28 protein-coding genes and 1 tRNA gene are annotated in these 26,201 nt (G+C 60.2%); 14 read left to right on the top strand and 15 right to left on the bottom strand.

Annotated features, from left to right (window positions below):
* Positions 1 to 14 precede the first annotated feature (14 nt).
* Positions 15 to 1,040 carry a ferrochelatase gene (gene hemH / locus V7773_RS03170; protein ID WP_092223775.1) on the bottom strand — a complete coding sequence of 342 codons (1,026 nt, stop codon included), beginning with the start codon at positions 1,038 to 1,040 and terminating at the stop codon, positions 15 to 17.
* Positions 1,041 to 1,053: 13 nt separating this feature from the next.
* Positions 1,054 to 1,953 carry a TIGR01777 family oxidoreductase gene (locus V7773_RS03165; RefSeq protein ID WP_336072347.1) on the bottom strand — a complete coding sequence of 300 codons (900 nt, stop codon included), beginning with the start codon at positions 1,951 to 1,953 and terminating at the stop codon, positions 1,054 to 1,056.
* Between the two features lie 196 nt (positions 1,954 to 2,149).
* Here V7773_RS03165 and V7773_RS03160 point away from each other — a divergent pair, with 196 nt between their 5' ends.
* The 6 genes from V7773_RS03160 to V7773_RS03135 all read left to right on the top strand — a co-directional run bounded on the left by V7773_RS03160 (position 2,150) and on the right by V7773_RS03135 (position 7,912).
* The gene (locus V7773_RS03160; protein ID WP_063324394.1) at positions 2,150 to 3,136 is read left to right on the top strand and encodes an NAD(P)/FAD-dependent oxidoreductase; all 987 of its coding nucleotides are present in this window, start codon (positions 2,150 to 2,152) and stop codon (positions 3,134 to 3,136) included.
* A 172-nt stretch (positions 3,137 to 3,308) separates the two neighbouring features.
* Positions 3,309 to 4,271: a YbgA family protein gene (locus V7773_RS03155; RefSeq protein WP_336072346.1), complete on the top strand. Its 963-nt coding sequence runs from the start codon at positions 3,309 to 3,311 to the stop codon at positions 4,269 to 4,271.
* The gene (locus V7773_RS03150) at positions 4,271 to 5,218 is read left to right on the top strand and encodes a MerR family transcriptional regulator (protein ID WP_336072345.1); all 948 of its coding nucleotides are present in this window, start codon (positions 4,271 to 4,273) and stop codon (positions 5,216 to 5,218) included. Before V7773_RS03155 ends, V7773_RS03150 begins: the two co-directional genes overlap by 1 nt.
* 12 nt (positions 5,219 to 5,230) lie before the next feature.
* Positions 5,231 to 6,682 carry a deoxyribodipyrimidine photo-lyase gene (gene phrB / locus V7773_RS03145; RefSeq protein WP_336072344.1) on the top strand — a complete coding sequence of 484 codons (1,452 nt, stop codon included), beginning with the start codon at positions 5,231 to 5,233 and terminating at the stop codon, positions 6,680 to 6,682.
* A gap of 123 nt (positions 6,683 to 6,805) precedes the next feature.
* Positions 6,806 to 7,579 carry an SDR family NAD(P)-dependent oxidoreductase gene (locus V7773_RS03140; protein ID WP_336072343.1) on the top strand — a complete coding sequence of 258 codons (774 nt, stop codon included), beginning with the start codon at positions 6,806 to 6,808 and terminating at the stop codon, positions 7,577 to 7,579.
* A 27-nt stretch (positions 7,580 to 7,606) separates the two neighbouring features.
* Positions 7,607 to 7,912 (top strand): YkgJ family cysteine cluster protein, encoded by a 306-nt coding sequence (locus V7773_RS03135; RefSeq protein ID WP_336072342.1) that lies wholly within the window; start codon positions 7,607 to 7,609, stop codon positions 7,910 to 7,912.
* A gap of 115 nt (positions 7,913 to 8,027) precedes the next feature.
* Here V7773_RS03135 and V7773_RS03130 read toward each other — a convergent pair whose 3' ends face one another.
* The 6 genes from V7773_RS03130 to hemA form a co-directional block, all read right to left on the bottom strand.
* The gene (locus tag V7773_RS03130) at positions 8,028 to 8,546 is read right to left on the bottom strand and encodes an acyloxyacyl hydrolase (protein WP_092149578.1); all 519 of its coding nucleotides are present in this window, start codon (positions 8,544 to 8,546) and stop codon (positions 8,028 to 8,030) included.
* A gap of 114 nt (positions 8,547 to 8,660) precedes the next feature.
* Positions 8,661 to 9,452 carry a glutamate racemase gene (murI, locus tag V7773_RS03125; protein ID WP_336072341.1) on the bottom strand — a complete coding sequence of 264 codons (792 nt, stop codon included), beginning with the start codon at positions 9,450 to 9,452 and terminating at the stop codon, positions 8,661 to 8,663.
* On the bottom strand, positions 9,445 to 10,200 hold the full coding sequence (locus tag V7773_RS03120) for a molybdopterin-synthase adenylyltransferase MoeB (protein WP_092223827.1): 756 nt from the start codon (positions 10,198 to 10,200) through the stop codon (positions 9,445 to 9,447). The genes murI and V7773_RS03120 overlap by 8 nt, the downstream gene beginning before the upstream one ends.
* Positions 10,194 to 11,024: a peptide chain release factor N(5)-glutamine methyltransferase gene (prmC, locus tag V7773_RS03115; RefSeq protein WP_092346068.1), complete on the bottom strand. Its 831-nt coding sequence runs from the start codon at positions 11,022 to 11,024 to the stop codon at positions 10,194 to 10,196. Before prmC ends, V7773_RS03120 begins: the two co-directional genes overlap by 7 nt.
* Before the next feature lie 14 nt (positions 11,025 to 11,038).
* Entirely contained in the window at positions 11,039 to 12,121 is a 1,083-nt protein-coding gene (gene prfA, locus V7773_RS03110) for a peptide chain release factor 1 (protein WP_092346070.1), read from the bottom strand.
* On the bottom strand, positions 12,118 to 13,407 hold the full coding sequence (gene hemA / locus V7773_RS03105; protein WP_063324386.1) for a glutamyl-tRNA reductase: 1,290 nt from the start codon (positions 13,405 to 13,407) through the stop codon (positions 12,118 to 12,120). The genes prfA and hemA overlap by 4 nt, the downstream gene beginning before the upstream one ends.
* Before the next feature lie 172 nt (positions 13,408 to 13,579).
* On the opposite strand from hemA, the gene V7773_RS03100 reads away from it, so the two are divergent.
* From V7773_RS03100 to ychF, 8 genes are all read left to right on the top strand, one after another.
* Entirely contained in the window at positions 13,580 to 15,304 is a 1,725-nt protein-coding gene (locus V7773_RS03100; protein ID WP_336072340.1) for a tetratricopeptide repeat protein, read from the top strand.
* 4 nt (positions 15,305 to 15,308) lie between these two features.
* Positions 15,309 to 15,926, top strand: coding sequence for a lipoprotein insertase outer membrane protein LolB (gene lolB / locus V7773_RS03095; RefSeq protein ID WP_003205525.1), 618 nt, complete (start codon positions 15,309 to 15,311; stop codon positions 15,924 to 15,926).
* A 1-nt stretch (position 15,927) separates the two neighbouring features.
* Complete coding sequence (gene ispE, locus V7773_RS03090) at positions 15,928 to 16,779, top strand: 4-(cytidine 5'-diphospho)-2-C-methyl-D-erythritol kinase (protein ID WP_092149596.1); 852 nt, start codon at positions 15,928 to 15,930, stop codon at positions 16,777 to 16,779.
* A gap of 36 nt (positions 16,780 to 16,815) precedes the next feature.
* Positions 16,816 to 16,890: transfer RNA gene (locus tag V7773_RS03085), tRNA-Gln, on the top strand.
* 47 nt (positions 16,891 to 16,937) lie between these two features.
* On the top strand, positions 16,938 to 17,879 hold the full coding sequence (locus tag V7773_RS03080; protein ID WP_003205529.1) for a ribose-phosphate pyrophosphokinase: 942 nt from the start codon (positions 16,938 to 16,940) through the stop codon (positions 17,877 to 17,879).
* 143 nt (positions 17,880 to 18,022) lie between these two features.
* The gene (locus tag V7773_RS03075; protein WP_014340196.1) at positions 18,023 to 18,625 is read left to right on the top strand and encodes a 50S ribosomal protein L25/general stress protein Ctc; all 603 of its coding nucleotides are present in this window, start codon (positions 18,023 to 18,025) and stop codon (positions 18,623 to 18,625) included.
* Between the two features lie 166 nt (positions 18,626 to 18,791).
* Entirely contained in the window at positions 18,792 to 19,376 is a 585-nt protein-coding gene (pth, locus tag V7773_RS03070) for an aminoacyl-tRNA hydrolase (RefSeq protein WP_003205533.1), read from the top strand.
* Between the two features lie 22 nt (positions 19,377 to 19,398).
* Entirely contained in the window at positions 19,399 to 20,499 is a 1,101-nt protein-coding gene (gene ychF, locus V7773_RS03065; protein WP_092149599.1) for a redox-regulated ATPase YchF, read from the top strand.
* Positions 20,500 to 20,612: 113 nt separating this feature from the next.
* On the opposite strand, the gene V7773_RS03060 is transcribed toward ychF, so the two are convergent.
* The 7 genes from V7773_RS03060 to V7773_RS30380 all read right to left on the bottom strand — a co-directional run bounded on the left by V7773_RS03060 (position 20,613) and on the right by V7773_RS30380 (position 26,150).
* Positions 20,613 to 20,990 carry a cytochrome c gene (locus tag V7773_RS03060; protein ID WP_336072339.1) on the bottom strand — a complete coding sequence of 126 codons (378 nt, stop codon included), beginning with the start codon at positions 20,988 to 20,990 and terminating at the stop codon, positions 20,613 to 20,615.
* A 106-nt stretch (positions 20,991 to 21,096) separates the two neighbouring features.
* Positions 21,097 to 21,684 (bottom strand): hypothetical protein, encoded by a 588-nt coding sequence (locus V7773_RS03055; RefSeq protein ID WP_014340199.1) that lies wholly within the window; start codon positions 21,682 to 21,684, stop codon positions 21,097 to 21,099.
* A gap of 4 nt (positions 21,685 to 21,688) precedes the next feature.
* Entirely contained in the window at positions 21,689 to 22,132 is a 444-nt protein-coding gene (locus tag V7773_RS03050) for a DUF3592 domain-containing protein (protein WP_063324376.1), read from the bottom strand.
* 75 nt (positions 22,133 to 22,207) lie between these two features.
* Positions 22,208 to 23,245, bottom strand: a complete 1,038-nt coding sequence (locus tag V7773_RS03045; RefSeq protein ID WP_336072338.1) for a sensor histidine kinase — start codon at positions 23,243 to 23,245, stop codon at positions 22,208 to 22,210.
* A 9-nt stretch (positions 23,246 to 23,254) separates the two neighbouring features.
* Complete coding sequence (locus tag V7773_RS03040; RefSeq protein ID WP_336072337.1) at positions 23,255 to 24,715, bottom strand: ATPase domain-containing protein; 1,461 nt, start codon at positions 24,713 to 24,715, stop codon at positions 23,255 to 23,257.
* Positions 24,712 to 25,146 (bottom strand): hypothetical protein, encoded by a 435-nt coding sequence (locus V7773_RS03035; protein WP_025215473.1) that lies wholly within the window; start codon positions 25,144 to 25,146, stop codon positions 24,712 to 24,714. The genes V7773_RS03040 and V7773_RS03035 overlap by 4 nt, the downstream gene beginning before the upstream one ends.
* Positions 25,147 to 25,361: 215 nt before the next feature.
* Positions 25,362 to 26,150 (bottom strand): methyl-accepting chemotaxis protein, encoded by a 789-nt coding sequence (locus V7773_RS30380; protein ID WP_371914172.1) that lies wholly within the window; start codon positions 26,148 to 26,150, stop codon positions 25,362 to 25,364.
* Positions 26,151 to 26,201 lie beyond the last annotated feature (51 nt).

Genomic DNA, 26,201 nt, shown 5'->3' with positions numbered 1-26,201 from the left:
CCACAGGTTTTGTATTACAGCGCGATCGGCGCCCGCTCACACAGCGTGCTCAACGCCTTGGCCCACTGCGGCTCATCATTGAGGCAAGGCACCAGCACCAACTCCTCCCCTCCGGCCTCACGGAACTGCTCGCGCCCGCGATCACCGATTTCTTCCAGGGTCTCGATGCAGTCGGCAACGAACGCCGGGCACATCACCAGCACCTTCTTCACGCCACTTTTAGCCAACTCTTCCAGGCGTGCTTCAGTGTAAGGCTCGATCCACTTGGCACGGCCCAGTCGCGATTGGAACGATACCGACCAACTACCATCCGCCAGCCCCATCTGCTCGGCAAACAGTTGCGCGGTGCGAATGCACTGGGCGCGGTAACAGGTCGCCATGACCTCCGGCGGCGCGTTCTTGCAGCAGTCGGCGTCTTTGAAGCAATGAAAGCCCGTTGGGTCGAGCTTGGTCAGGTGCCGCTCCGGCAAACCATGGAAACTCAACAACAGGTGATCGTGTTCCTGCATCAGGTACGGCTTGGCGCTGGCCACCAGGGCGTCAACGTATTCGGGCTGATCGTAGAATGGCTGGAGAATCGAGAACTGCACATCGAGCCTCTTTTCCCGCACGACCCGCTTGGCCTCTTCGATCACCGTGGTCACGGTGCTGTCGGCGAACTGCGGATACAACGGCGCCAACGTGATCTTCTTGTGACCCTGGCTCGCCAGCCGCACCAACGCCGACTCAATGGACGGCTCGCCATAACGCATTGCCAGTTCTACCGGTCCCTGGGTCCACTGCGCGGTCATGGCCTGTTGCAGCCGGCGGCTGAGCACCACCAACGGCGAACCCTCCTCCCACCAGATCGAGGCATAGGCATGGGCCGACTGCTCGGGACGCTTGATCAGGATCAGCGACACCAGCAAGCGCCGCACGGGCCATGGCAAGTCGATGACATAAGGATCCATCAGGAATTGATTGAGGTAGCGGCGCACATCGGCCACCGAAGTGGAGGCAGGCGAACCCAGATTCACCAGAAGCAACGCGTGATCGGTCATGCAACGTCCTATTTCAAAAGCGGCTGGACAAGTCTTCCAAGGCCGCGGGCAAATCAGTGAACCGGAATGTGAAACCCGCCGCCTGCAATCGGGCCGGCGTGGCGCGCTGGCCGCCGAGCAACAGCAAGGACAGCTCCCCCAGCGCGACTTTCAACGCAAGCTCCGGCATCGGCACCACGGCTGGCCGATGCAATACATGCCCCAGGGCCTTGGCAAAATCGCGGTTGCGCACCGGGTTCGGAGCGCACGCATTATAAGGACCGCTGGCATCAAAGCGGTGCAGAAGAAAATCAATCAGGGCGATTTGATCGTCAATATGAATCCACGGCATCCACTGCCGACCATTGCCGATACGCCCGCCCAGCGCCAGTTTGAACGGCAGCCGCAGCCGCGACAAAAAGCCGCCCTCGGCAGACAGGACCAGGCCGGTACGAACCAGCACCACGCGTATGCCCAACGCCTCGGCCCGTTGCGCGGTTTCTTCCCAGGCGATACACAACTGACTGGCGAAATCTTCACTCACCGGCCCCGACTCCTCAGTCAACTCACGCTCGCCACCGTCGCCATACCAGCCCACCGCGGAACCGGAAATCAACACCTGCGGTTTCTGCTCGCAACGCTCCAGCCACGCTAGCAAAACTTCCGTCAACGTGATGCGACTGCTCCACAACAACATCTTGCGCTTGTGGCTCCAGGGCCGGTCGGCAATCGGCGCTCCCGCGAGGTTGACCACTGCGTCCACCGGCTCGACAACTTCATCGAGCCTGGCAACGCCTCGTACATCTGCCCCACAGATTTTCGCCACCTCTTCGGGCCGGCGACTCCATACCGTCAAGCGATGTCCCTGCCCCAACCACAGGCGGCAGAGCTGACGTCCGATCAAACCAGTACCGCCGGTCAGCAATATGTGCATGAGATGTTCCTCGCAACGCGTTTTACCCGGCCCATTAGTCTATTTTTATAAGCAGGGATTTTTCGTATCGGACAGGGTCTGTGTTTAACAATAGGACAAGCTGTCCAAACGCGAACGGTAAAACTTATACCAGAAACCCGAATTGTACAGGTTTAAACGACGGCGTAGTCTGTACAGAAAGGTAAACGAGGCCCTCATGACTGTACCTATCGCAATCATCGGCACCGGCATCGCCGGACTTTCAGCCGCCCAGGCCCTGACGGAGGCCGGGCATATCGTTCAACTCTTTGATAAAAGCCACGGCAGCGGCGGACGCATGTCGAGCAAACGCAGCGACGCCGGCGCATTGGACATGGGCGCGCAATACTTCACCGCCCGTGATCGCCGCTTTGTCACGGAGGTCCAGCGCTGGCAAACCAACGGCTGGGCGGCGGAATGGAACCCGCAACTCTACAACTTCCAGAACGGACAACTGAGCCCATCGCCGGACGAGCAGACCCGTTGGGTCGGCACGCCGCGCATGAGCGCCATCACCCGCGCCTTGCTCGACAAGTTGCAGGTGCAGTTTTCCTGCCGGATCACCGAGGTGTACCGCGGCCAGGAACACTGGCATTTGCAGGACGCCGAAGGTTTCACCCACGGCCCCTTCGGCCAGGTGGTGATCGCCACGCCCGCGCCCCAGGCCACCGCATTGCTGGCGGCCGTACCGAAGCTGGCCGCAGTGGCCGCCGGCGTGAAGATGGACCCGACCTGGGCCGTGGCGCTGGCCTTCGAAACACCGCTGGATACGCCCATGGAAGGCTGCTTCGTACAGGACAGCCCCCTGGATTGGCTGGCGCGCAACCGCAGCAAGCCGGGACGCGACAACACGCTCGACACCTGGGTACTGCACGCCACCAGCGACTGGAGCCGGCAGCACATCGACCTGTCCAAGGAAGCGGTGATCGAACACCTGCACGGCGCCTTCGCCGAACTGCTGCACAGCGCGATGCCCGCACCGAGCTTCAGCGTGGCCCATCGCTGGCTCTACGCCCGCCCCGCCGGCAACCACGAATGGGGCGCCTTGGCCGATGCCGACCTAGGCCTGTATGTGTGCGGCGACTGGTGCCTGTCCGGCCGGGTCGAAGGCGCATGGCTCAGCGGCCAGGAGGCCGCACGCCGCCTGCACGCAAGCCTGCAGTAAGCGCATCACCCATCGATATTCGCTGCTGTCGAAAGAGACAGCAGCCTGCCTGCGACACAGATTGACGTCGCCTCGCCACACAATCCGGTTGACTTGTGCACGTTCGGACCTATGATGAAAATATTGTACAGAAATACAAATCTGTACAAGATTTAGCAATCAGAGGTCGCCTATGTCCAGCACAGCCATCGCCAAACCCAGAATCGCCATCAGCGCCTGCCTGATGGGGGCTGAAGTTCGCTTTAACGGCGGGCACAAGCAATCGCAGTTGTGCAGCCGCACCCTCGTCGACTATTTCGATTTCGTGCCGGTGTGCCCCGAAGTCGCCATCGGCCTGGGTATCCCCCGGGAGCCGATTCGCCTGGTGGGCGACCCCAAACATCCCGAGGCGCTCGGCACGGTGAATCGCGAGCTCAACGCGACCCGGCCACTGGCCGACTACGCAAAGCAAATGGCTGGGGAACTGGATGACATCTGCGGCTATATCTTCATGCAGAAATCGCCGTCCTGCGGACTGGAGCGGGTCAAGGTTTATGACCACAACGGCGTGACCCAGGACGGCGGCGGCCGCGGGATCTATGCCCAGGCCTTCTGCGAACGCCACCCCGACCTGCCGGTTGAGGAAGACGGTCGCCTCAACGACCCGGTGCTGCGCGAGAACTTCCTGACCCGGGTGTTCGCCTATGCCGCCTGGCAACCTTTGCGTCGCGACGGACTGAGCCGTCGCGACCTGATCGAATTCCACTCGCGCTACAAATACCTGCTGATGGCCCACAACCCAGTGCAATACAAGGCCCTGGGTAATTTGCTGGGCAACATGGGCAAGGCCGACCCCAATGAGTTGGGCCCACGCTATTTCAGCGCATTGATGGCCGCCTTGAAGAAATGCGCCACCCGTCGCACCCACACCAACGTGCTGCAACACCTGAGCGGTTACCTCAAGCGCGCCATCGACGCCGATGACAAACAGGAAGTACAGCATCTGATCGGGCAATATCGCCTCGGCATCGTGCCCTTGGTGGTGCCACTGACGTTGCTCAAGCATCACCTGCGCCAGCACCCCGATCCTTACCTGACGCAGCAGGTCTACCTGCAACCACACCCGGAAAACCTCAGTTTGCGAAACGCTATTTGATGAAGAACGAACCCGACTCCAGCGCCAGCGAAGACCTGGGGGCCGACTTTGCCAAGGCCTTGGCGCAAGGCTGGCTGCCCATACGCGAGGTCGCCCGGCAAACCGGTGTCAACGCCGTCACGCTGCGAGCCTGGGAACGCCGTTATGGCCTGATCGTGCCGCACCGTACCCCCAAGGGCCACCGACTGTTCAATGCCGACCATGTGCAACGGATCCTGAGCATTCTCACCTGGATCGACCGTGGCGTTGCGGTGAGCAAGATCAAGCCTTTGCTGGACACACCGCAGCCACCGACCGAACCCACACAGGTGCCGGAGAATGACTGGCAGCGCCAGCGCCACGCCTTGGTGCTGGCGGTGACGCAACTGGCCGAGCGCCAGATCGATGACCTGGTCAACCAGGCGATGGCGCTATACCCACCCTGGACCGTGTGCGAGCAGTTGCTCTTGCCGTTGCTGGCCGAGTTGCACCTGCGCTGGCAAGGCCAGTTCGGTGCGCAGTTGGAACGGGTCTTCCTGTACTCGTGGCTGCGCAGCAAGTTCGGCAGCCGGATCTACCACAACAACCGTCAGTTGCGCGGCGCGCCACTGTTGCTGGTCAATCATTCGGACTCGCCCCAGGAGCCGCACTTATGGCTCACCGCCTGGCTGGCCAGCAGCGCCGACTGCCCGGTGGAAGTGTTCGACGGCCCTCTACCGGCTGGCGAACTGGCCCTGGCGGTCGAGCGCCTCAAGGCCCGCGGCGTCCTGCTGTATTCCAGTCACGCACTCAACCTGTCCCAACTGCCCAGGCTGCTGGGCGGAATCGATTGCCCGATCGTCATTGCCGGCCCGGCTGCGTCGATCCACCAAGCCAGGTTATCCACAGGCGTGTCGATGATTGACATGTCCTGGGCCGAAGACCCGTTATCGGCTCACCGCGAACTGAGTCGCCGAGAACTCCTTTAGATGGAAGACAGCATGCAACTGATCTGGCTGCGCAGCGACTTGCGCCTACACGACAACACCGCCCTCACGGCGGCCGCAGCCCAAGGCCCCTGCGTGGCGGTGTACCTGACCAGCCCCGAACAATGGCGCGCCCATGACGACGCACCGTGCAAGATCGATTTCTGGTTGCGCAACCTCAGCGCGTTGAGTGCGGCCCTGGCCGAATTGAACATCCCATTGCTGATCCGCGCCGCTGCGCATTGGCACCAGGCACCGCAGGTACTGCTCAAGCTGTGTCGCGAATTGAACGTCGACGCCGTGCATGTCAACGAAGAGTACGGCCTGAATGAAACACGACGCGACGCCGAAGTCGCCCGCACGCTGAATGACCAGGGCGTTGAATTTCACAGCCACCTCGATCAATTGCTGTTCAAGCCCGGCAGCGTGCTGACCAAAACCGGCAATTATTTCCAAGTGTTCAGTCAGTTCCGCAAAGTCTGCTACAGCCGTCTGCACCTCTCATTGCCGAGCCTGGTCGCCACGCCGGCCCGGCAGGCCTCCACCGGCATTGCCCGCGACCCGGTGCCGACACAAGTCGATAGCTTCGCCCCGCCCAGCGAAGCGCTACGAGCCCTCTGGCCCGCCGGGGAAACCGAAGCCCGTCGGCGCCTGGACACCTTCGTCGACCAGCACATCGACGATTACCAAGGCGAACGGGATTACCCCGCCAGGCCCGGCACCAGCCAGCTCTCGGCCTATCTGGTGGCCGGCGTGGTGTCGCCGCGCCAGTGCCTGCACGCCGCGCTGCAAGCCAACCAAGGTGAATTCGAGAGCGGAAATGCCGGCGCTGTGACCTGGATCAATGAATTGCTCTGGCGCGAGTTTTATAAACACATTCTAGTGGGCTATCCACGCGTGTCGCGCCATCGTGCGTTTCGCCCCGAAACCGAGGCGTTGGCATGGCGCAAGGCCCCCGCAGAATTGGAAGCCTGGAAGCAAGCACGCACCGGCCTACCGATTATCGATGCAGCCATGCGTCAAATGCTGGAGACCGGTTGGATGCACAACCGCTTGCGGATGGTCGTAGCCATGTTCCTGACCAAGAACCTGTTGATCGATTGGCGCGAAGGCGAGCGCTTTTTCATGCAGCACCTGATCGACGGCGACCTCGCCGCCAACAATGGCGGCTGGCAATGGAGCGCCTCCACCGGCACCGACTCGGCGCCCTGGTTCCGCATCTTCAATCCGTTGAGCCAGTCGGAAAAATTTGACCGCGAGGGCTTGTTCATCAAGCACTGGTTACCTGAACTGAACGATCTGGACAGGCAACAGGTCCATAGCCCAAATACCCAGGGCGGCTTGTTTGGCGCCGTGGATTATCCGGCACCGATTGTCGACTTGAGCCAATCCAGGGCGCGTGCGCTGGCAGCGTTCAGAAACCTGCCAGCGCGACAGGATGCAGCCGTTGAAGGGATGGGCGATTAGCGAACACGAAATTGCCGGTCTACGGGATACATCATTTACCCGATAACATATAGTCTTACTAATCGTACGGACTCTACTGAAAAGCCACGGATCAGTATGCTGTCCAATCGAAAGGAGAAGGGAATGGGTCTCAGACTGCCACGGCGCTATTGGCTCACCGGGGCTGGCAACGGAATCGGCGCTTCGTTGGCTGAAGCGATACTGGAGACAGGTGCATACCTGGCCGTCAGTTCGCGCTCGACCCGATCATGCGAAACCCTTTCGGTACGTTATCCAGGACAAGTGCTGGCCGTGCCCGGCAATTTGACCGACAGCCGGGCCGTGCGCGAGATCGGCGAACAGATCAGCCGGCAATGGGGCGCCCTGGATCAGGTGATCGTCAATGCCGGAACGGCTGAGTACGTTGACGGGCAGCCGGCGGATCACACATTGATCGAGCATATTGTGCGCAGCAATCTGCTGGCTGCCAGTTTCTGCATCGAAGTGGCCATGCCCTTGTTGCGCGCCGGGACCGAACCTCATCTGGTGGGTATTGCCAGCCCGGCGACTTACCTGCCGCCATCGCAAACCGTAGCGGGTGGCAGCGGGATACGTCATCTGTTCGAATCGGCTCGGGCAGACCTGGCGCGCGCGGGTGTTGACGCGACGTTGGTACACCCTGGCTACGACGGCCCATTGCAGGGGGCCGAAGACAGCTTCCCAACCCCGGCTCACTGGTCGGCGGACGAAGCAGCGCAACATGTGCTGAATCAGTTGGTCGAGCGCCCACGGGAAGTCGCGCTCCCCATTGTGTCCATGACCACACTCTGGCCTTTGCCTTCGTCGACCGAAACCGTGCCGCCCGACATTGACTCATGCCAGGCGAAAAACGGCTATCCGATCAAGGGACAACCCTGAGCCGCCGATTGCCTTACACTGCGCGCCATGAAAACCATCCCTGTCCATGAAATCCCGGCACCGGCAGTCACGTGCTCGACGTGCGCGGCGTGCTGCTGCCAGTTGGAAGTGATGCTGATCACCGACACCGGGGTTCCGGATCGTTTTATCGACACGGACGACTGGGGTGGGGAAGTGATGCTGAGGCTTGATGACGGCTGGTGCGCGGCCCTGGATCGCGACAGCATGATGTGCACCATCTACGAAAAGCGCCCGCTGATCTGCCGGGAGTTCGAGATGGGCGCACCGGAGTGCCTGGAAGAACGCCAAGGGATTGCGACGGCGTATCGGTAGGAAATAGACCCGATTTTTGTGGGAGCGGGCATGCTCGCGAAAGCGTCGGATCAGCCAGCACTGAAGCGATTGACACTACGCTTTCGCGAGAGCCCGCTCCCACAGTATTTAAGTGTTACAGCGGCATCGTGTAGTGCAGCGAGTAGCTTTCTACACCATCGTTGGTCGACTTGATGCCGGCGTTGGAGTAATGAGTGGCGCGAATGCCCACTTCATGTCCACCGTTGAAGCGCAGGCCGAAGCCGATACGATCTTCAAATTGGAAAGCCGTACCGAGCTTGTTGTCTTCCACTTCGGTATTGGCGAACAACGCCACACCGACACCCGCCTCGATGTAAGGCTTCACGTTCTGGCCGGAAAATTCATACACAAACACAGGCGAAAACGACAGGCTGTGATTGCTGGATGTCTCGTCCCCTTCCCAGTAGGTATAGGCACCGCTCCAGTAGCCGGTCAGGCGACCGACATCACTTTGCAGCCAACTCTTGTCCCAGTCGAACTGCATGCCCAGGCGATAGGTCATGGTCGAATCGCTGGTCTGGCCAACCCCAAATTCCACACCCGCTGCTTGTGCAGTGTAAGTGTGCCCCAACAATGCAGCCGCAAACGCGGCGAAGCAGAATAAGCGCTTCATTAGAAACATCCTTTTCCGAACAGACTTAGTTGATTTTGTTACAAACAGACAAAGCTATAGAAATCTGCCCCCAAACAGAAGTTCAGCCCGTTTCACACAGTTTTCACATTTTTCTTACAGATCGAAGCTTCGCACAACGCCGGACGAATGCCATAGCGTAGGTAGGATTTTTCTTAAATGTATCGGGTCTGCACTCGTCCAGAAATACGTTTCGCCGGCTGGTCCCTCAGCCAGTAGCTCTCGCTCAGCCAAAAGACGCTGAAGTTGCCGGGCCACGGCGGCACCGGTGTCGATCAGGCTGATGTGCGCCGGAATCATCCGCGCAAGCAATGGCTTGAGGAACGGATAGTGCGTGCACCCCAGGATCAGCGTATCGCAGCCGGCTGCCAGCAAGGGGTCGACGTAATGTTGCAGCAATTGATACAAGGCCGGACTGAGCAAATCACCCGTCTCGATCAGTTCAACCAGGCCCGGACACGGTTGCGTGATGACTCGCACATCGGTGGCGAAACGGTCGAGCAAAGCGGCGAACTTGGCGCTCTGCAAGGTGCCGGTGGTGGCCAGCACACCGACGATACCGCTGCGGGTCGCGGCAGCCGCCGGCTTGACCGCCGGCTCCATCCCGACGATGGGCCAATGAGGGAAATCACGGCGTAGATCGGCAACGGCAGCGACCGTTGCGGTGTTGCAGGCGACAACCAGCGCCTTGGCGCCCTGGCCCAGGAGAAAGTCGGCAATGATCGCGCAGCGTTGCCGGATGTATTCCGGGGTCTTCTCGCCATAGGGAATATGCCCACAGTCCGCCACATACAACAGCGACTCATTGGGCAGCAACTGGCGAATTTCCCCCAGCACCGACAACCCGCCGACACCCGAGTCAAGCACACCAATCGGCGCTTCACTCATGTTGGCCACCGCAGACGCTGCAACCTGGGTCGCGCTTGACCCGCAGTTCACGGAAACGCGTGCCCAGGGCATCGATCAACAGCAAGCGCCCCACCAGCGGCTCACCGAAACCGGCCAGCAACTTCAAGGCTTCAAGGGCTTGCAGGCTGCCCACCAATCCCACCAGCGGTCCGATCACACCGGCCTCGCTACAGGTCAGCTCGGCTTCGCTGCCGTGACCATAAAGGCAGTGGTAGCAAGGGCTTTCGGGGCGGCGTGGGTCGAACACCGACAACTGCCCTTCCAGACGAATCGCCGCGCCACTGACCAGCGGCTTACCCGCCGCGACACAGGCCGCGTTCACCGCTTCGCGGGTCGAGAAATTGTCCGAGCAGTCGAGCACCACATCCACTGTCGCGACTGCCGCGGCCAGGCTGTCTTCGTCCATGGCCACCCGGTGAGGCATCAGCCGAACCTCAGGGTTGATCGCCCCCAGGCGTCGCATCGCCGAATCGACCTTGCTCAGGCCGACGCTGTCAGTGTCGTGAATGATCTGGCGTTGCAGGTTGGTCAGGTCGACGGTGTCGAAATCCGCCAGGTGCATCTCCCCCACCCCAGCGGCGGCCAGGTACAACGCTACCGGGGCGCCGAGACCACCAAGGCCGATGATCAGCACGCGGCTTTGCTTGAGGCGCAATTGGCCGTCGATGTCGACGTGCTGCAACAGAATCTGCCGGCTGTAGCGCAACAACTCCTGATCGTTCAGCACGGCAGGCACCCCAGGCTGATGCGCTCATGACCACCCAGGTCCTTGCGGCTGTGGACTTCGACAAAGCCTTGGGTGCGCAGCAAATCGCGCACTGCTTCGGCCTGGTCGTAGCCGTGCTCGAGCATCACCCAGCCACCCGGCTCAAGGTGAGCCGGGGCCTGGGCAACGATCTGGCGCAAATCATCGAGCCCGTCCGGCCCGGCAACCAGGGCGCTGGACGGCTCGAAACGCACGTCACCCTCGGCCAGATGCGGATCGCTGGCTGCAATGTACGGCGGGTTGCTGATGATCAACTCGAAACGCGTGTCTTCCAGCGCACTGAACCAGTGGCTGCTCAGCACCGTGACGTTGTGCAGATCCAGGCGCTGGCGATTGCGTTCGGCCAGGGCGACGGCCTCCAGCACCCGGTCGACCGCGGTGACTTTCCAGGCAGGGCGCTCGCTGGCCAATGCCAGGGCAATCGCACCGCTGCCGGTGCCCAGGTCCAGGACCCGGGCCGGTGTGGCCGGCAACAACGCCAGCGCGGTTTCCACCAGCAGCTCGGTGTCGGGACGCGGGATCAAGGTATGAGGCGCGACTTCCAGGTCGAGTTTCCAGAAGCCCTGTTGCCCGAGGATATACGCCACCGGCTCGCCGGAGCGACGCCGCCGCAGGTATTCGGAGAACAGCAACGCTGCCTCACTGGGTACGATCCGCTCGGGCCAGGTGTGCAGGAAGCTGCGGGACTTGCCCAAGGCTGCGGCAAGCAACAACTCGGCGTCCAGCCGTGCCGTGGGCGAATCCGGCAACTCGGCGGCGCGTAACAGACTGGCGATGATGGTCATTTATTCACCTGTGCTTACTCGCCAATCGCCGCCAACTGGTCGGCCTGGTATTCGGCCAGCAACGGCTCGATCACCGCATCGACCCCACCGGCAAGGATCTCGTCCAGGGAATACAGGGTCAGGTTGACGCGATGGTCGGTGACCCGGCCCTGGGCGAAGTTGTAGGTACGGATCCGCTCGGAACGATCCCCCGAGCCCACCAGCAATTTGCGCTCACTGGCGATGGCATTGGCAGCGGCGCTGGTCTGCTGGTCGTTGAGCTTGGCCGACAACCAGGCCATGGCCCGCGCGCGGTTCTTGTGCTGGGAACGTTCTTCCTGGCACTCGACCACGATGCCCGAGGGCAAGTGCGTGATGCGGATCGCCGAGTCAGTCTTGTTGACGTGCTGGCCGCCCGCGCCGGAGGAACGGTACGTGTCGACCCGCAGGTCCGCCGGGTTGATCTCGATGGCTTCCTGCTCGTCCGGCTCGGGCAATACCGCCACGGTGCAAGCCGAGGTGTGGATGCGCCCTTGGGATTCGGTGGCCGGCACACGCTGCACACGGTGGGCACCCGATTCGAATTTCAGCTTGCCGTAGACATTATCGCCTTCGACCCGGGCGATGACTTCTTTATAGCCGCCGTGTTCGCCTTCGTTCTCCGAGAGGATCTCCACCCGCCAACCGCGACGCTCGGCATAACGCGAATACATGCGAAACAGGTCGCCGGAAAAAATCGCCGCCTCGTCGCCGCCGGTACCGGCACGGATTTCAAGAAACACATTGCGCCCGTCATTCGGGTCTTTGGGCAGCAGCATGCGTTGCAGGTTGCTTTCCAGTTCGAGCAACTGCTCCTTGGCTTCGCGCACTTCTTCCACGGCCATTTCGCGCATGTCCGGATCGCTGTCCTTGAGCAGCGCCTGGGCGCCTTCGAGGTCGTCCTGCACTTTAAGCAACTGTTTATAGGTGGCGACAATCGGCTCGACTTCCGCATATTCCTTGGAATAGGTGCGGAATTTGTTCTGGTCAGAAATGACTTCGCCGTCGCCCAGCAAGGCGGTCAGTTCTTCGAAACGGTCCTGGAGGATATCCAGCTTGTTGAGCAGTGACGCTTTCATTGCGGTTTTTTATCCGAAAAGCTATCCGGTGAGCCCTCACCGAGGGCAAAGAGTTCCTGGGCCATGGCCAGCGCATCGAGGCGGCCTTCGGCGGTCAGCTTCTTGAGCTGGACACTGGGGGCGTGGAGCAATTTGTTGGTCAGGCCGCGAGCCAGTTGCACCAGCACCTCTTCGGCACTGCCGCCGTTGGCCAGCAGGCGCTGGGCCTTTTGCAGCTCCTCGTCGCGCAGGCGTTCGCTCTGTTGACGATAGGCCTTGAGCACATCCACCGCCGCCAGTTCGCGCAGGCGGACCATGAAGTCGTCGGCGCCGATGGTGATCATCTCTTCCGCCGCCTGGGCCGCGCCTTGTCGGCTCTTGAGATTCTCGGCGACCACCTCGTGCAGATCGTCGACGCTGTAGAGATACACGTCGTCCAGCTCGCCGACTTCCGGCTCGATGTCCCGGGGGACAGCAATATCCACCATGAAAATCGGCTTGTGCTTGCGCAATTTCAGGGCACTTTCCACCGCGCCCTTGCCAAGGATCGGCAACTGGCTGGCTGTGGAACTGATGACGATGTCGCTGTGCACCAGCTCCGCGGGAATGTCCGACAACAGCACCGCATGGGCGCCGAACTGCTCGGCCAGGGTACTGGCCCGCTCCAGGGTCCGGTTGGCGACGACTATACGCTTGACCCCCAGGTCGTGGAGATGGCGGGCGACCAGGGTGATGGTCTCACCGGCACCGATCAGCAGCGCCTGGCTGCGTTGCAAATCGCTGAAGATCTGTTTCGCCAGGCTGACAGCGGCAAACGCCACGGACACCGGGTTTTCGCCGATGGCGGTGTCGGTGCGCACTTGCTTGGCGGCATTGAAGGTGGCCTGGAACAGACGGCCCAACAGCGGACCGACGGTGCCGGCCTCGCGGGCCACAGCGTAGGCCGACTTCATCTGGCCGAGAATCTGCGGCTCGCCCAACACCAGCGAATCGAGGCCCGAGGCGACGCGCATCATGTGACGAACGGCCGCATCGTCTTCATGCACATAGGCACTGGCGCGCAGTTCTTCGAGGCTCAGATCGTGATAGTCGGCCAGCCAGCGCAGAATCGAATCCGCCGAAACGTGATCCTGTTCTATATAAAGCTCGCTGCGATTGCAGGTGGAGAGGATCGCAGCTTCGCGGCTGTCGGTGAGTCGGCAGAGCTGCTGCAGGGCCTCAACCAGTTGCTCAGGCGTAAAGGCCACGCGCTCGCGGACGTCTACTGAAGCAGTCTTGTGGTTAATACCGAGTGCAAGGAAGGCCATTCAAGGTCGCTGATAGTGACGTGAAGCCGGCAATTGTCCTACTTCGTCAGATTCAGAACAACCACTCGATCTCTATCGCCCTGCCCTGGCTTGTAAATCGACGGGGCGGTTATGTTTGACCCAAGGCTTGTGTCATGATGATCCGACCGCAGGTTAGTCGTCCTCTTCCTATATGAATAGATCTTCCGCGTTGCTCCTCGCCCTTGCCTTGCTCAGCGGCTGCCAGTCCATGGCCCCCGTTTCGACGGACGGTACGCCGCCGGTCGAAGACAGCGTGCAGGCACCTGAAAAACCCAAGGTCTACGGCTCGTTCAGCGAAGAAACCATCTTCAGCCTGTTGAGCGCCGAACTGGCAGGCCAGCGCAATCGCTTCGACATTGCGCTGGACAACTACGTGACCCAGGCCATCAATACCCAGGACCCGGGAATCTCCGAGCGGGCATTTCGCATTGCCGAATACCTGGGCGCCGACCAGCCCGCGCTGGATACCGCGCTGATCTGGGCCAGGAATGCCCCCGATGACCTGGAAGCGCAGCGCGCCGCCGCCGTGCAACTGGCCCGGGCCGGGCGCTACGACGACTCCATGGTCTATATGGAGAAAGTCCTGCTGGGCAAGGGCGACACCCATTTCGACTTCCTGGCCCTGTCCGCCGCCGATACCGACCAGGAAACCCGCAACGGCCTGATGAAAAGCTTCGATCGCCTGTTGCAGCGCCACCCGAATAACGGCCAGCTGATTTTCGGCAAGGCCCTGCTGCTGCAACAGGATGGCGACACCCAGGGCGCCCTCACGCTGCTGGAAGACAACCCGCCGGAAGCCGGCGAAGTGGCGCCGATCCTGCTGCGTGCCCGCCTGCTGCAAGGCTTGGACCGCGGCGACGAAGCCTTGCCGCTGCTGGAAAAAAGCATCAAGAAATACCCGGACGACAAACGCCTGCGCCTCACCTACGCCCGCATGCTGGTGGAAAACAACCGCATGGACGACGCCAAGGTGGAGTTCTCCAGCCTGGTCCAGCAATACCCGGAAGACGACGAGTTGCGCTATTCCCTGGCGCTGGTCTGCCTGGAAGCCAAGGCCTGGGAAGAGGCCAAGGGTTACCTGGAGGACCTGATCGCCCGGGAAAGCCACGTCGACTCGGCCCATCTGAACCTGGGGCGCATCGCCGAGGAACGCAATGACCCTGAGAGCGCACTGATCGAGTACGCCCAGGTTGGCCCGGGCAACGACTATCTGCCGGCGCAGTTGCGCCAGGCCGATATCCTGATCGGCAATGGCAAGACCACCGAAGCCCAGAGCCGCCTCGCGGTGCAACGCGACTCCCAACCGGACTACGGCATCCAGCTGTACCTGATCGAAGCCGAAACGTTGTCGGCCAACAACCAGGGCAACAAGGCCTGGAATGTGTTGCAACAAGCCTTGAAGCAGTACCCGGACGACCTGAACCTGCTGTATACCCGCGCCATGCTGGCGGAGAAACGCAATGACCTGGCCCAGATGGAGAAAGACCTGCGCCTGATCATCCAGCGCGACCCGGACAACGCCATGGCCCTCAACGCCCTGGGCTACACCTTGTCGGATCGCACCACCCGCTATGACGAGGCCAAGGTGCTGATCGAACAGGCCCACCAGATCAATCCGGAAGACCCGGCGGTGCTCGACAGCCTTGGCTGGGTGAATTTCCGCCTGGGCAATCTCGACGAAGCCGAACGCCTGTTGCGCCAGGCCCTGGAGCGCTTCCCCGACCAGGAAGTCGCCGCTCACCTGGGCGAGGTCCTGTGGGCCAACGGCAAACAACGCGAAGCCCGGCAGATCTGGAGCAAGTTCCTCAAGGACCAGCCCGACAGTCCCATTTTGCGCAGCACCATCAAACGCCTGACCGGATCCGAGACTCTTTAAGATTATGTTTTTGCGCCATCTCATCGTGTTCAGCTTCATTGCCCTGCTCGCCGGCTGCGCGGGCTTCGGCGCCCGTGAATCCGTCCAGGGCCAGGGCAACCAGGCCCAATGGCGCGAGCACAAGCAACAACTGAGCGGCCTCGACGGCTGGCAGATCGACGGCAAGATCGGCATTCGCGCCCCGAAAGACTCCGGCAGTGGCACGCTGTTCTGGCTGCAACGCCAGGACTACTACGACATCCGCCTGTCGGGCCCACTGGGTCGCGGTGCGGCCCGCCTGACCGGTCGGCCGGGCCAGGTATCGCTGGAAGTCGCCAACCAGGGACGCTACGAGGCACCCACGCCCGAAGCGTTGCTGGAAGAACAACTGGGCTGGAAGCTGCCGGTTTCCCACCTGACCTGGTGGGTTCGCGGGCTGCCGGCACCGGACAGCAAAAGCCGTCTGACCCTCGATGCCGACAGCCGCCTGTCCAACCTGGAACAGGATGACTGGCAGATCGAGTACTTAAGCTATGCCCAGCAGAACGGCTATTGGCTGCCCGAACGCATCAAGCTGCACGGCAGCAACCTCGACGTCACGCTGGTGATCAAGCAATGGCAGCCGCGCAAGCTGGGGCAATGACATGAGCGCCGCACGCCTGACCCTGCCCTCCCCGGCCAAGCTCAACCTGATGCTGCACATCCTCGGTCGTCGTCCGGACGGCTACCACGAGTTGCAGACGATTTTTCAGTTCCTGGACTACGGCGACGAAATCACCTTTGCCGTACGCGACGACGGCGTGATTCGCCTGCACACCGAATTCGAAGGTGTTCCCCACGACGACAATCTGATCGTCAAGGCCGCCAAAAAACTCCAGGCGCAATCCGGTTGTACGCAGGGCATCGATATCTGGATCGACAAGATCCTGCCCATGGGTGGTGGCATCGGTGGCGGCAGCTCGAATGCGGCTACCACGCTGCTCGGTCTCAACCACTTGTGGCAGCTGGGTTGGGACGCGGATCGCCTGGCCGCCCTGGGCTTGACACTGGGCGCCGACGTGCCGGTTTTCGTGCGTGGCCACGCCGCTTTCGCTGAGGGCGTAGGGGAAAAACTCACCCCGGTGGACCCTGAAGAACCCTGGTACTTGGTACTGGTGCCGCAAGTCTCTGTAAGTACAGCAGAAATTTTTTCAGATCCACTGTTGACACGTAACTCTCCTCCCATTAAAGTGCGCCCCGTTCCCAAGGGAAACAGTCGAAATGACTGCTTACCGGTGGTAGCAAGGCGTTATCCAGATGTTCGTAACGCTTTGAATTTGTTAGGTAAATTTACCGAAGCAAAACTCACCGGAACTGGAAGTTGTGTGTTTGGGGGCTTCCCAAGCAAAGCTGAAGCTGATAAAGTCTCGGCCCTTCTGACAGAGACCCTTACAGGGTTTGTAGCAAAAGGAAGCAACGTTTCGATGTTGCATCGCAAGCTGCAAGACCTGCTCTAAAGGAATCGAGTGCTGGGCACTCGCAGCAACAGATACAGGGGCGTCGCCAAGCGGTAAGGCAGCAGGTTTTGATCCTGCCATGCGTTGGTTCGAATCCAGCCGCCCCTGCCATTTTCCTATACTCATCCAGGTATACCCTCAGCCTTCAGGTACTGCGCGTGTCCAAGATGATGGTCTTTACGGGGAACGCTAACCCCGATCTGGCTCGGCGTGTTGTACGTCAGCTGCATATCCCTCTCGGTGACATTTCTGTCGGTAAGTTTTCCGACGGCGAAATCACTGCCGAGATCAATGAAAACGTTCGCGGTAAAGACGTCTTCATTATTCAGCCGACTTGCGCCCCGACCAACGATAACCTGATGGAACTCGTCGTGATGGCTGATGCCTTCCGTCGCTCCTCGGCTACTCGTATCACTGCTGTTATTCCTTACTTTGGTTATGCCCGTCAGGATCGCCGTCCGCGTTCCGCACGTGTGGCAATCAGCGCAAAAGTCGTGGCTGATATGCTGACCGTAGTCGGCATCGACCGTGTCCTCACGGTTGATTTGCATGCTGACCAGATCCAGGGTTTCTTCGATATTCCCGTGGATAACATCTACGGCTCCCCGGTTCTGGTGGATGATATTGAAGATCAGCGCTTCGAAAACCTGATGATCGTGTCCCCGGACATTGGCGGCGTCGTGCGTGCACGAGCAGTTGCCAAATCCCTGGGCGTGGATCTGGGTATCATCGACAAACGCCGTGAGAAAGCCAATCACTCCGAAGTGATGCATATCATCGGCGACGTCGAAGGGCGCACCTGTATTCTGGTCGATGACATGGTCGATACCGCCGGCACCCTGTGCCATGCGGCCAAGGCCCTGAAAGAGCATGGCGCTGCCAAGGTCTTTGCCTACTGCACACACCCTGTGCTGTCGGGTCGAGCGATCGAGAACATTGAAAATTCCGTGCTGGACGAGCTGGTGGTCACTAACACCATCCCGCTGTCCGCTGCAGCACAAGCCTGTGTGCGTATCCGCCAACTGGATATCGCACCGGTTGTTGCCGAGGCGGTTCGCCGCATCAGCAACGAAGAATCGATCAGTGCGATGTTCCGCTAAGGGCCCTGCCCTTTCCAGGACATCTCGTTGACGAAAAGCGCCCCGCCCCGGCATTACCTGTCGGGGCGGGGCTTTTTTGCCCATATCGCCTTAAGCGCTGGTCGCAAGCGCTGGGGTGAATGTGGTTACTTTGGAGATACAACATGAACGATTTTACTCTGAATGCTGAAGTGCGTTCCGACCTGGGGAAAGGTGCGAGCCGCCGCCTGCGTCGTCTCGCAAGCCTGGTTCCAGCTGTAGTCTACGGTGGCGAGAAAGCCCCTGAGTCCATCAGCATGCTGGCCAAAGAAGTTGCCAAACTGCTCGAAAACGAAGCGGCCTACAGCCACATCATCGAGCTGAACATTGGCGGCACCAAGCAGAACGTCGTGATCAAGGCCCTGCAGCGTCACCCGGCCAAAGGCCACGTGATGCACGCTGACTTCGTACGCGTAGTCGCCGGCCAGAAACTGACCGCTATCGTGCCTGTGCACTTCGTTGGTGAAGCTGCTCCGATCAAGAAAGGCGGCGAAATTTCGCACGTTGTTTCGGAAATCGAAGTGACCTGCCTGCCGAAAGACCTGCCTGAATTCATCGAAGTCGACCTGGCTAACGCCGAAGTCGGCACGATCATTCACCTGTCCGACCTCAAGGCTCCTAAAGGCGTTGAGTTTGTTGCTCTGGCACACGGCGATGACAAGGCTGTTGCCAACGTCCACGCTCCACGTGTTGCTCCAGAAGCTACTGAAGAAGGCGCTGCAGAGTAATTTCACTCTGTCGCCGGAGTGGCCGGAAACATCGCGGACTGGAACGTAGCGAGACAGCGGGCGAGAACGCGAAGTTTACTTAACGGTAAATCCGCCATTTTCGTCCACTGCCGCAACACCGCCTGATTGCGACATCGTTATCCACACTCCAGGAAGGGCCCCTATCGTGACTGCCATTAAACTGATCGTTGGCTTGGGAAATCCAGGCGCTGAATACGAACAGACCCGGCATAACGCAGGGGCCCTTTTTGTTGAGCGCATCGCGCAAGCACAAGGCGTCAGCCTGGCAGCCGATCGCAAGTATTTCGGCCTGACCGGTCGCTTCTCGCACCAGGGTCAGGATGTTCGCCTGTTGATTCCCACCACCTACATGAACCGCAGCGGCCAGGCCGTAGCGGCATTGGCCGGTTTCTTTCGCATCAAGCCTGAAGAAATCCTGGTGGCCCACGACGAACTCGACCTGCCTCCGGGCGTTGCCAAGCTCAAGCAAGGCGGCGGCCATGGCGGTCACAACGGATTGCGCGACATCATCGCGCAACTGGGTAATCAGAATACCTTTCACCGCCTGCGGCTCGGCATCGGCCACCCAGGCGTTGCCAGTATGGTTTCAAACTTTGTCCTGGGTCGTGCGCCTCGCGCCGAACAGGAAAAACTCGATGCCAGCATCGACTTCGCCCTCGGCGTGCTGCCGGATATCCTCGCCGGTGAATGGAACCGCGCGATGAAAAACCTGCACAGCCAGAAGGCCTGACACTTATCCGAGGGGAAACACCATGGGATTCAATTGCGGCATCGTCGGCCTGCCTAACGTCGGCAAGTCCACCCTGTTCAACGCCCTGACCAAATCCGGTATCGCGGCCGAAAACTTCCCCTTCTGCACCATCGAGCCGAACAGCGGCATCGTGCCGATGCCCGATCCGCGCCTGGACGCCCTGGCGGCCATCGTGATCCCGGAGCGCGTGCTGCCGACCACCATGGAATTCGTCGACATCGCCGGCCTGGTGGCTGGCGCCTCGAAGGGTGAAGGCCTGGGCAACAAGTTCCTGGCCAACATCCGTGAAACCGATGCCATTGCCCACGTGGTCCGCTGCTTCGAAGACGAGAACGTGATTCACGTTTCCAACAGCGTCGACCCGAAACGCGATATCGAGATCATCGATCTGGAACTGATCTTCGCCGACCTCGACAGCTGCGAAAAACAGCTGCAGAAAGTCGCTCGCAATGCCAAGGGGGGCGACAAGGACGCCGTCGCCCAGAAAGCCCTGCTCGAGCAACTGATCGCTCACTTCACCCTGGGCAAGCCGGCACGCAGCCTGATCAAGAACATGGGCGCCGATGAGAAACAGATCATCCGCGGCTTCCACCTGCTGACCACCAAACCGGTCATGTACATCGCCAACGTTGCCGAAGACGGCTTCGAGAACAACCCGCTGCTGGACGTGGTGAAAGCCATCGCCGAAGAAGAAGGCGCGATGGTCGTACCGGTCTGCAACAAGATCGAAGCGGAAATCGCCGAGCTTGAAGATGGCGAAGAAAAGGACATGTTCCTGGAGGCCCTGGGTCTTGAAGAACCCGGCCTGAACCGCGTGATTCGCGCCGGCTATGAAATGCTCAACCTGCAGACCTACTTCACCGCTGGCGTAAAAGAAGTCCGCGCCTGGACCGTTCGCGTCGGAGCCACCGCGCCACAAGCCGCGGCCGTGATCCACACCGACTTCGAAAAAGGCTTCATCCGCGCCGAAGTCATCGCCTATGACGATTTCATCCAGTACAAGGGCGAAGCGGGTGCCAAGGAGGCGGGTAAATGGCGTCTAGAAGGCAAGGAGTACATCGTCAAGGATGGTGATGTGATGCACTTCCGCTTTAACGTCTAAGTTGCACGTAGTGTTGCGGGTGATGGTGTGTATATCCGTTATTTAGGTAACGGCTATACACACCACCCCAAACCGTTTCTATCGCACTCAAGAGATCAACAGCAGCCCAAAAATCATCGGCTCTTTGAAATCACGCCACCTATATACTGATTCAAATCGCGAAAATCCTTAACGCTCCAAGGATACGGCGATAGCTTCACACCATTCTCTCGCAAAGTCCTCGGAATCAAATCCCCATTGGGTCGCAGTATTATCGACGACACAATGACACCCGGATAATCACTCAGTCGTTTCTTGAAAGCGGACGTTGTAAGGTCAGGCGTAGGAGGATTGCTCTTATGAGCCAACGGCCCCGTCCCCTTGATATCCGCCCCATGACACATGGCACATCTCTGTAGATAGAGATTTTTCCCATTGGCATTATCCGCAAAGGCCAGTGATGTTTGAATGAGCGATAAAAACCCTAGCGAAGCGATGACTGATATTTTCATTATGCTTTCGGCACATGCCAATTTTTATGGGTGCAACTCCCTGCGGGAACAAACTCACTCCCACAGGTTTTAGATGCCGGGATTGTTAACCGCTCGCACAATCCGACTAGAACAGATAGCCCATGTAGATCGCCGCGCCACCACCGGCCTGCAGGCCAGCGTTCACCCCGGCCATGACCACCGCGCCCTTGGCCGAGCGTGCCAGTTGCCGGTTGACCGTGGTCGAAGCGATGAGCGAGGTGGCCGGGTTGGAGCTCAGGGCCACCGATAGCGCCAGCAACTTGGGATCGAGCCCGAACAGCAGCGCTGTCGCCGAACCGCCGATCCCCAAGCCCACGCCCACTTCGGTATACATGCAAGGGCCGGTGATATCGTCACTGGTCAGGTCGCGGTCGACCAGGGCGTCGCTGACAAACACCTTGCCGGTGCTGGGAAACGCCTCTGCCGCACCGGCCGCAGCCACACCCTTGCCCTTGATCTGGATATTGATCTTGCCGAAGCGCGGCAGCCTGGCGCCAAATCCGACACCCACGCCGACCCCGCCATAGCGGTAGCTGACGTCTTCGCCCTGGGGCGAGCGCAGGATAATCGAGCCACCACTGCCCGCCACCATGACCACGGTCAGGCCACCACCGCTAGCGGTCTGGTACTGCCAGCGACTTTCATTAACCGGGAGTGGGATGTTGTAGCTCATACGTTCAAAGTCCTTTATGTGAATGAACCGCATCGCGACCGCGTTGGCGGGTAGCTTTCAGCAGGCCGACAAGGGTGAACACCAGGCCGATAAAACCCAGTACACCGGAAGTGCCCCACAGTGCCGCCGGGGCATCGACGATGGCGCTGGCCGTCGGCTGCTCGGGCAGGTAATGCACCCGCACCGGCTGGTCCTTCTGATAGCCGAAGATAAAGCCGCCCTGGGGGTAGGAAATTTTTTCACCACTGACGGTGGTGAAGGCGATCTCGGGATGCGAACCACCGGCATTCAAGTGGCTGACGATGCCATCGACGGTCTGTGCCCGGGCGAGGAAGTCGCGACGGTCGAGGGTGAGATTGACGGCAATGCCCAGCAAGCCAATGCCGATCAGCGCAAAAAGCAGGCCCAGCAGTATCGTCCCGGTGCGTGACGGGGGGTTGTTAGCCATAGCTTGTCCCGGTATTCGTCCATGAAAGAAGACGCTCAGGGTAACAAGAAACCCTCGTGATGTGGCATCCCCCCCTTATGTGGTTTGACTGGCCAACGGTAAACTCACCACGAACTCACTCCCCTGGCCATCCCCCGAGCTCTTGCCGGTCACCGTGCCACCGTGGCTTTCGACCAACTCGCGCACCACCGTCAGACCGATGCCCAGGCCAGCGCCATTGAAACCGACGGCGTGAACGTCCTGCACAAACGGCTCGAAAATGAACGGCAGCGCCTTGGCCGAGATACCGATGCCGGTATCGCGGATGCTGAGTTCCACCGTGTCGATTTCGACGGTGACCGAAAGTACGACGGTCCCGCCTGCGGGGGTGTACTTGGCCGCGTTGCCCAGTAGATTGCCGAGAATTTGCGCGAGCCGCACCGGATCGCCGTTCACCGACAAGGCACACTCGGGCAGCTTGGTGCTGAACAGCAAATTCCCGGCGAGCATGACCGGTCGACAGATATCCATGGCCTCATGAATGATCTGAAGCAGATCGACCCTGTGACAATCGAGACGAAGCTTGCCAGTCTTGACCCGAGAGACGTCAAGCAAGTCTTCGACCAACCGGGACATATGCCGCACCTGGCCTTCGATCAACTTCTGCATGCGCGGCAGTTCCTCGCTGGGCACCCGCGCCAGTCGGCCGGCAATCATGCTGATGGGGGTCAGCGGATTACGCAATTCATGGGCCACCAGGGCGAGGACGCTACGCTGGCGCTCCAGCGCGCGTTCGGCCGAGGCCTTCAGATGTTGCGCGCTGAGGGCGGCGATGACCAATAGCTCATTGGCTTCGCGCATATCCAGATACAGCTGTTGTTGTTCTACTACCTGCGTATTTTTTGGCTTTTCAGCCTCGGACTGGGCCGACAGGATCGCCAGGACCAACTGCTGATTGGCCTCGATCAACTGCTCGATCTGCTGCTTATCGGCCAGTTGAGTGTTGGCGTCGCGTAGCTCCTTCTGCAAGGCCGCCAGCACCGCCCGCGCCTCGACGGTTTTCTGGCCAAGCAGGAACAGCTCGCGAGCGACCGTGGCCATCGCTTGCTCATTCTTGCCATTGGCCTCATCCATGATTTTGGCTCATCCACTGCCTTTGACAGCCAGTTGCCGAGTTGGCCGGCCACCGAGCAATCCTTCTTGATCTGGCAACATTTCGCCGATCTGCAAACCGTTATCGTCGATGCGATACAGGCGTAGCTCATCGGAGTGGGCGCTGGCCCGCACCTTGACCACGGCCATGATGCGCAATAGACGACTCTGCACTTCAATGTAGCGCTGAACGATGATGGCGTCGGTGAGAAAAGCTGTGCCGTAAGGGCTGAAACGCAGGTCGGTGTAACGGTCCTCCAGCTCCGAGGTCAGCAGGACACTGACACCCGCGCTGGTCAACGCGGTGACCATGCGCGAGAGTGATTCACGAAAGTCCTCGCGGAAGGTCGGCGCCAGCGCCAGTTCGAAACCCGACAGCGAATCGATGACCACCCGAGTCGCTTTCAGGCGGGCGATCTCGCTCAACAGCAACTGCACGATTTCATCGATGGACAGGTCCGGAGCGCGGCTGTCCACCAGCCCAACCTTGCCGCATTGAATCAAGTTGGCCAGGGTGGCGTTCTGGGAGTGATTGGGCCGTTGTTCGAACACCGCGATCACGCCGGTTTCGCCATTTCGCGCGCCTTCGGCGAGGAAAGATGCCGCCAGGATGCTCTTGCCCGAACCGGATGGGCCGGCCACTAACAAGGAATAACCGCACGGCAACCCACCGCCCAGCATCTCATCGAGCTGCGGCACACCCATGGCCAGGCGCTTGATGGGGAACTCCAACGGTGCTTCGACCGGGTTGAGGGGCGCGGGGGCAAAGACCTTGATCCCCGACGAGGCGATACGGAAAGTGTGCAACCCCGGCAGTGTCGGTTGGCCGCGCATCTTCATGATTTCCATCTTGCGCACCATGGAATTGCGCTGAACGCTCTGGCGCAACCAGATCAGCCCATCGGCCACGGTGAAAATCGGGTTGGTATCGGTTTCGGTGAAATATTCACCGATCAGGAACGTCGTGGCCTGCCAGGTGGTCATCAGCATGCCCAGTTGCTGGACGAACTGCGGCAGGTTGTTATTCGGGTTGTCCTGGGTCTGGCTCGCCAGCACCACCGAACGGAACGAATCCACGAACACCAGCGCCGGGGAGTGAGCCTCCACCTCGCTGACAATGCGCCGCAGCACTTCGTCCAGGTCCCCGGCCAGGGTGTCGTCAGCCAGGTTGACGTAGCGGATCGACTGGTTGATCGCCTCGCTGTCGAAGAAATCGAACTGCTGCTGGTAGCGCAGCATCTTCAGCGGCGGTTCGCCCAGTACAGTAAAAAACAGCGCGGGACGCTCGGGGGTTGCCAGGGCAAACATCATCTGGTGCGCGAGGGTGGTCTTGCCGCAACCGGGCGGACCGGCGATCAGATTGAACGAAAACTCCGGCAATCCTCCGCCCAAGACCTCGTCCAGCCCTGGCACGCCGGTGGCCAAGCGGTTGATAGTCACTTTGGTGCTCATGGCGAATTTTCCTGCGAAGGGGTGTCGCTCAAGGAAGGTTCCCACACGCCACGAAGCAAACGTGCGGTGAGCGAAGGCCCGATCAACGTGGTCAGCAACTCGTAGAAGATGGTCAGCAGCATTTCACCGAAAAACAGCGCATCGGCTTCACTTTGCTCAACGAGTACGGATTTAAGGGCAGTCAGGACCTGGCCGGCCTGCACCCTGTCGCAGGGGCCGGTCAGACGCGGATGAGTGGACCCACACAGATGCAAGCTGCGGCGATAGAGCGCGGCAACTCCTTGTTGACCAATGACGGGCGTGAGGGCCGCCTCTATATCCTGCAGAATTGAAATGATCGCGTGGGCGGTCTTTGCAATGTCAGCGTTGGGGCCAACGCGGTGCGTCAGAGAAGCTACGATCTGACGGCTCTCTTCGCTTAGCGTGGACATGGCTAACTGTTATCCGATGGGCAGGTATGGATAGTACACCCTCAGGAGCCTTATCGAGGCCCTCTCGGACAAAGCACTGCAATTGCGATCAATTACGGTCAGTCAAACCGCCCCGGCCAAGCGCAGAAACAGAAAATCCCCGTCAACATTGGCTGATACGGGGATTTTGCGTCATTACATTGCAGATTCGCCTGGAGCCGGCTGGGGAAAATTCATTAGCCTCTTTTGACTTTAAAGCGACCCAGCACACGTTGCATCAGTGAGGCCCGCTCCGAAAGATCCTTGGCTGCCACTGCGCATTCTTGTGAGTTGGACTGGTTTTTCTGCGTCACTTCATCGATCTGTTCCAAGCCGATGCTGGCCTGCTGCAAGCCGGAAGCCTGCTCGCTGGAGGCCTGGTAGATCAGCGAAACCAGGTTGGAAACCGCGCTGGTTCCACTGACGATGTTCTTCAGTGATTCGGCGGTCCGGCCGGCGATGATCATGCCACGCTGAGTCTTGCTCGATGAATCGGCGATCAGCGCGGCAGTCTGCTGGGCGGCCTCGGCACTGCGGGCGGCCAGGCTGCGCACTTCGTCGGCGACCACGGCAAAACCGCGCCCGAGCTCACCAGCCCGGGCAGCCTCGATCGCCGCGTTCAAGGCCAGCAGGTTGGTTTGTGCGGCGATGTTGTCGATGGTGGTGATGATCGCAGTGATGTCCTTGCCCGAGTTGTCGATTTCGGCCATGGCGGCAATCAGTTCGCTCATCAATTTGTCGCTTTCCCCAGCATCGGCCCGCGAGGCCTGGGATTGCTCATCGGCCTTCTTGGCGTTGGCGGCATTGTCCCGGGTCTGGGCGGCCATCTGCGTCATCACCGCGCTGATTTCGGTGATGGACGAGGCGGAATTGGAAGCTCCGTCGGAGAGTGACTGACTCAAGTCGGTGACCTGCGCCGAGCTGCCGGTGATCTGGGTGGCGCTGATTTGAACCTCGGAAATCAGCTGGTTCAGGTTGCTGACCATTTTCTCCAATGACTTGCCAAGGGTGTCATGGGGCGAAGACAAGCGGACCTC

Source organism: Pseudomonas sp. 3JA (genome assembly GCF_036961705.1).
GTDB classification, from domain to species: domain Bacteria; phylum Pseudomonadota; class Gammaproteobacteria; order Pseudomonadales; family Pseudomonadaceae; genus Aquipseudomonas; species Aquipseudomonas fluorescens_Q.
Note: the sequence above shows the minus strand (reverse complement) of the source record. Positions and strands in the feature narration are given on the sequence as shown.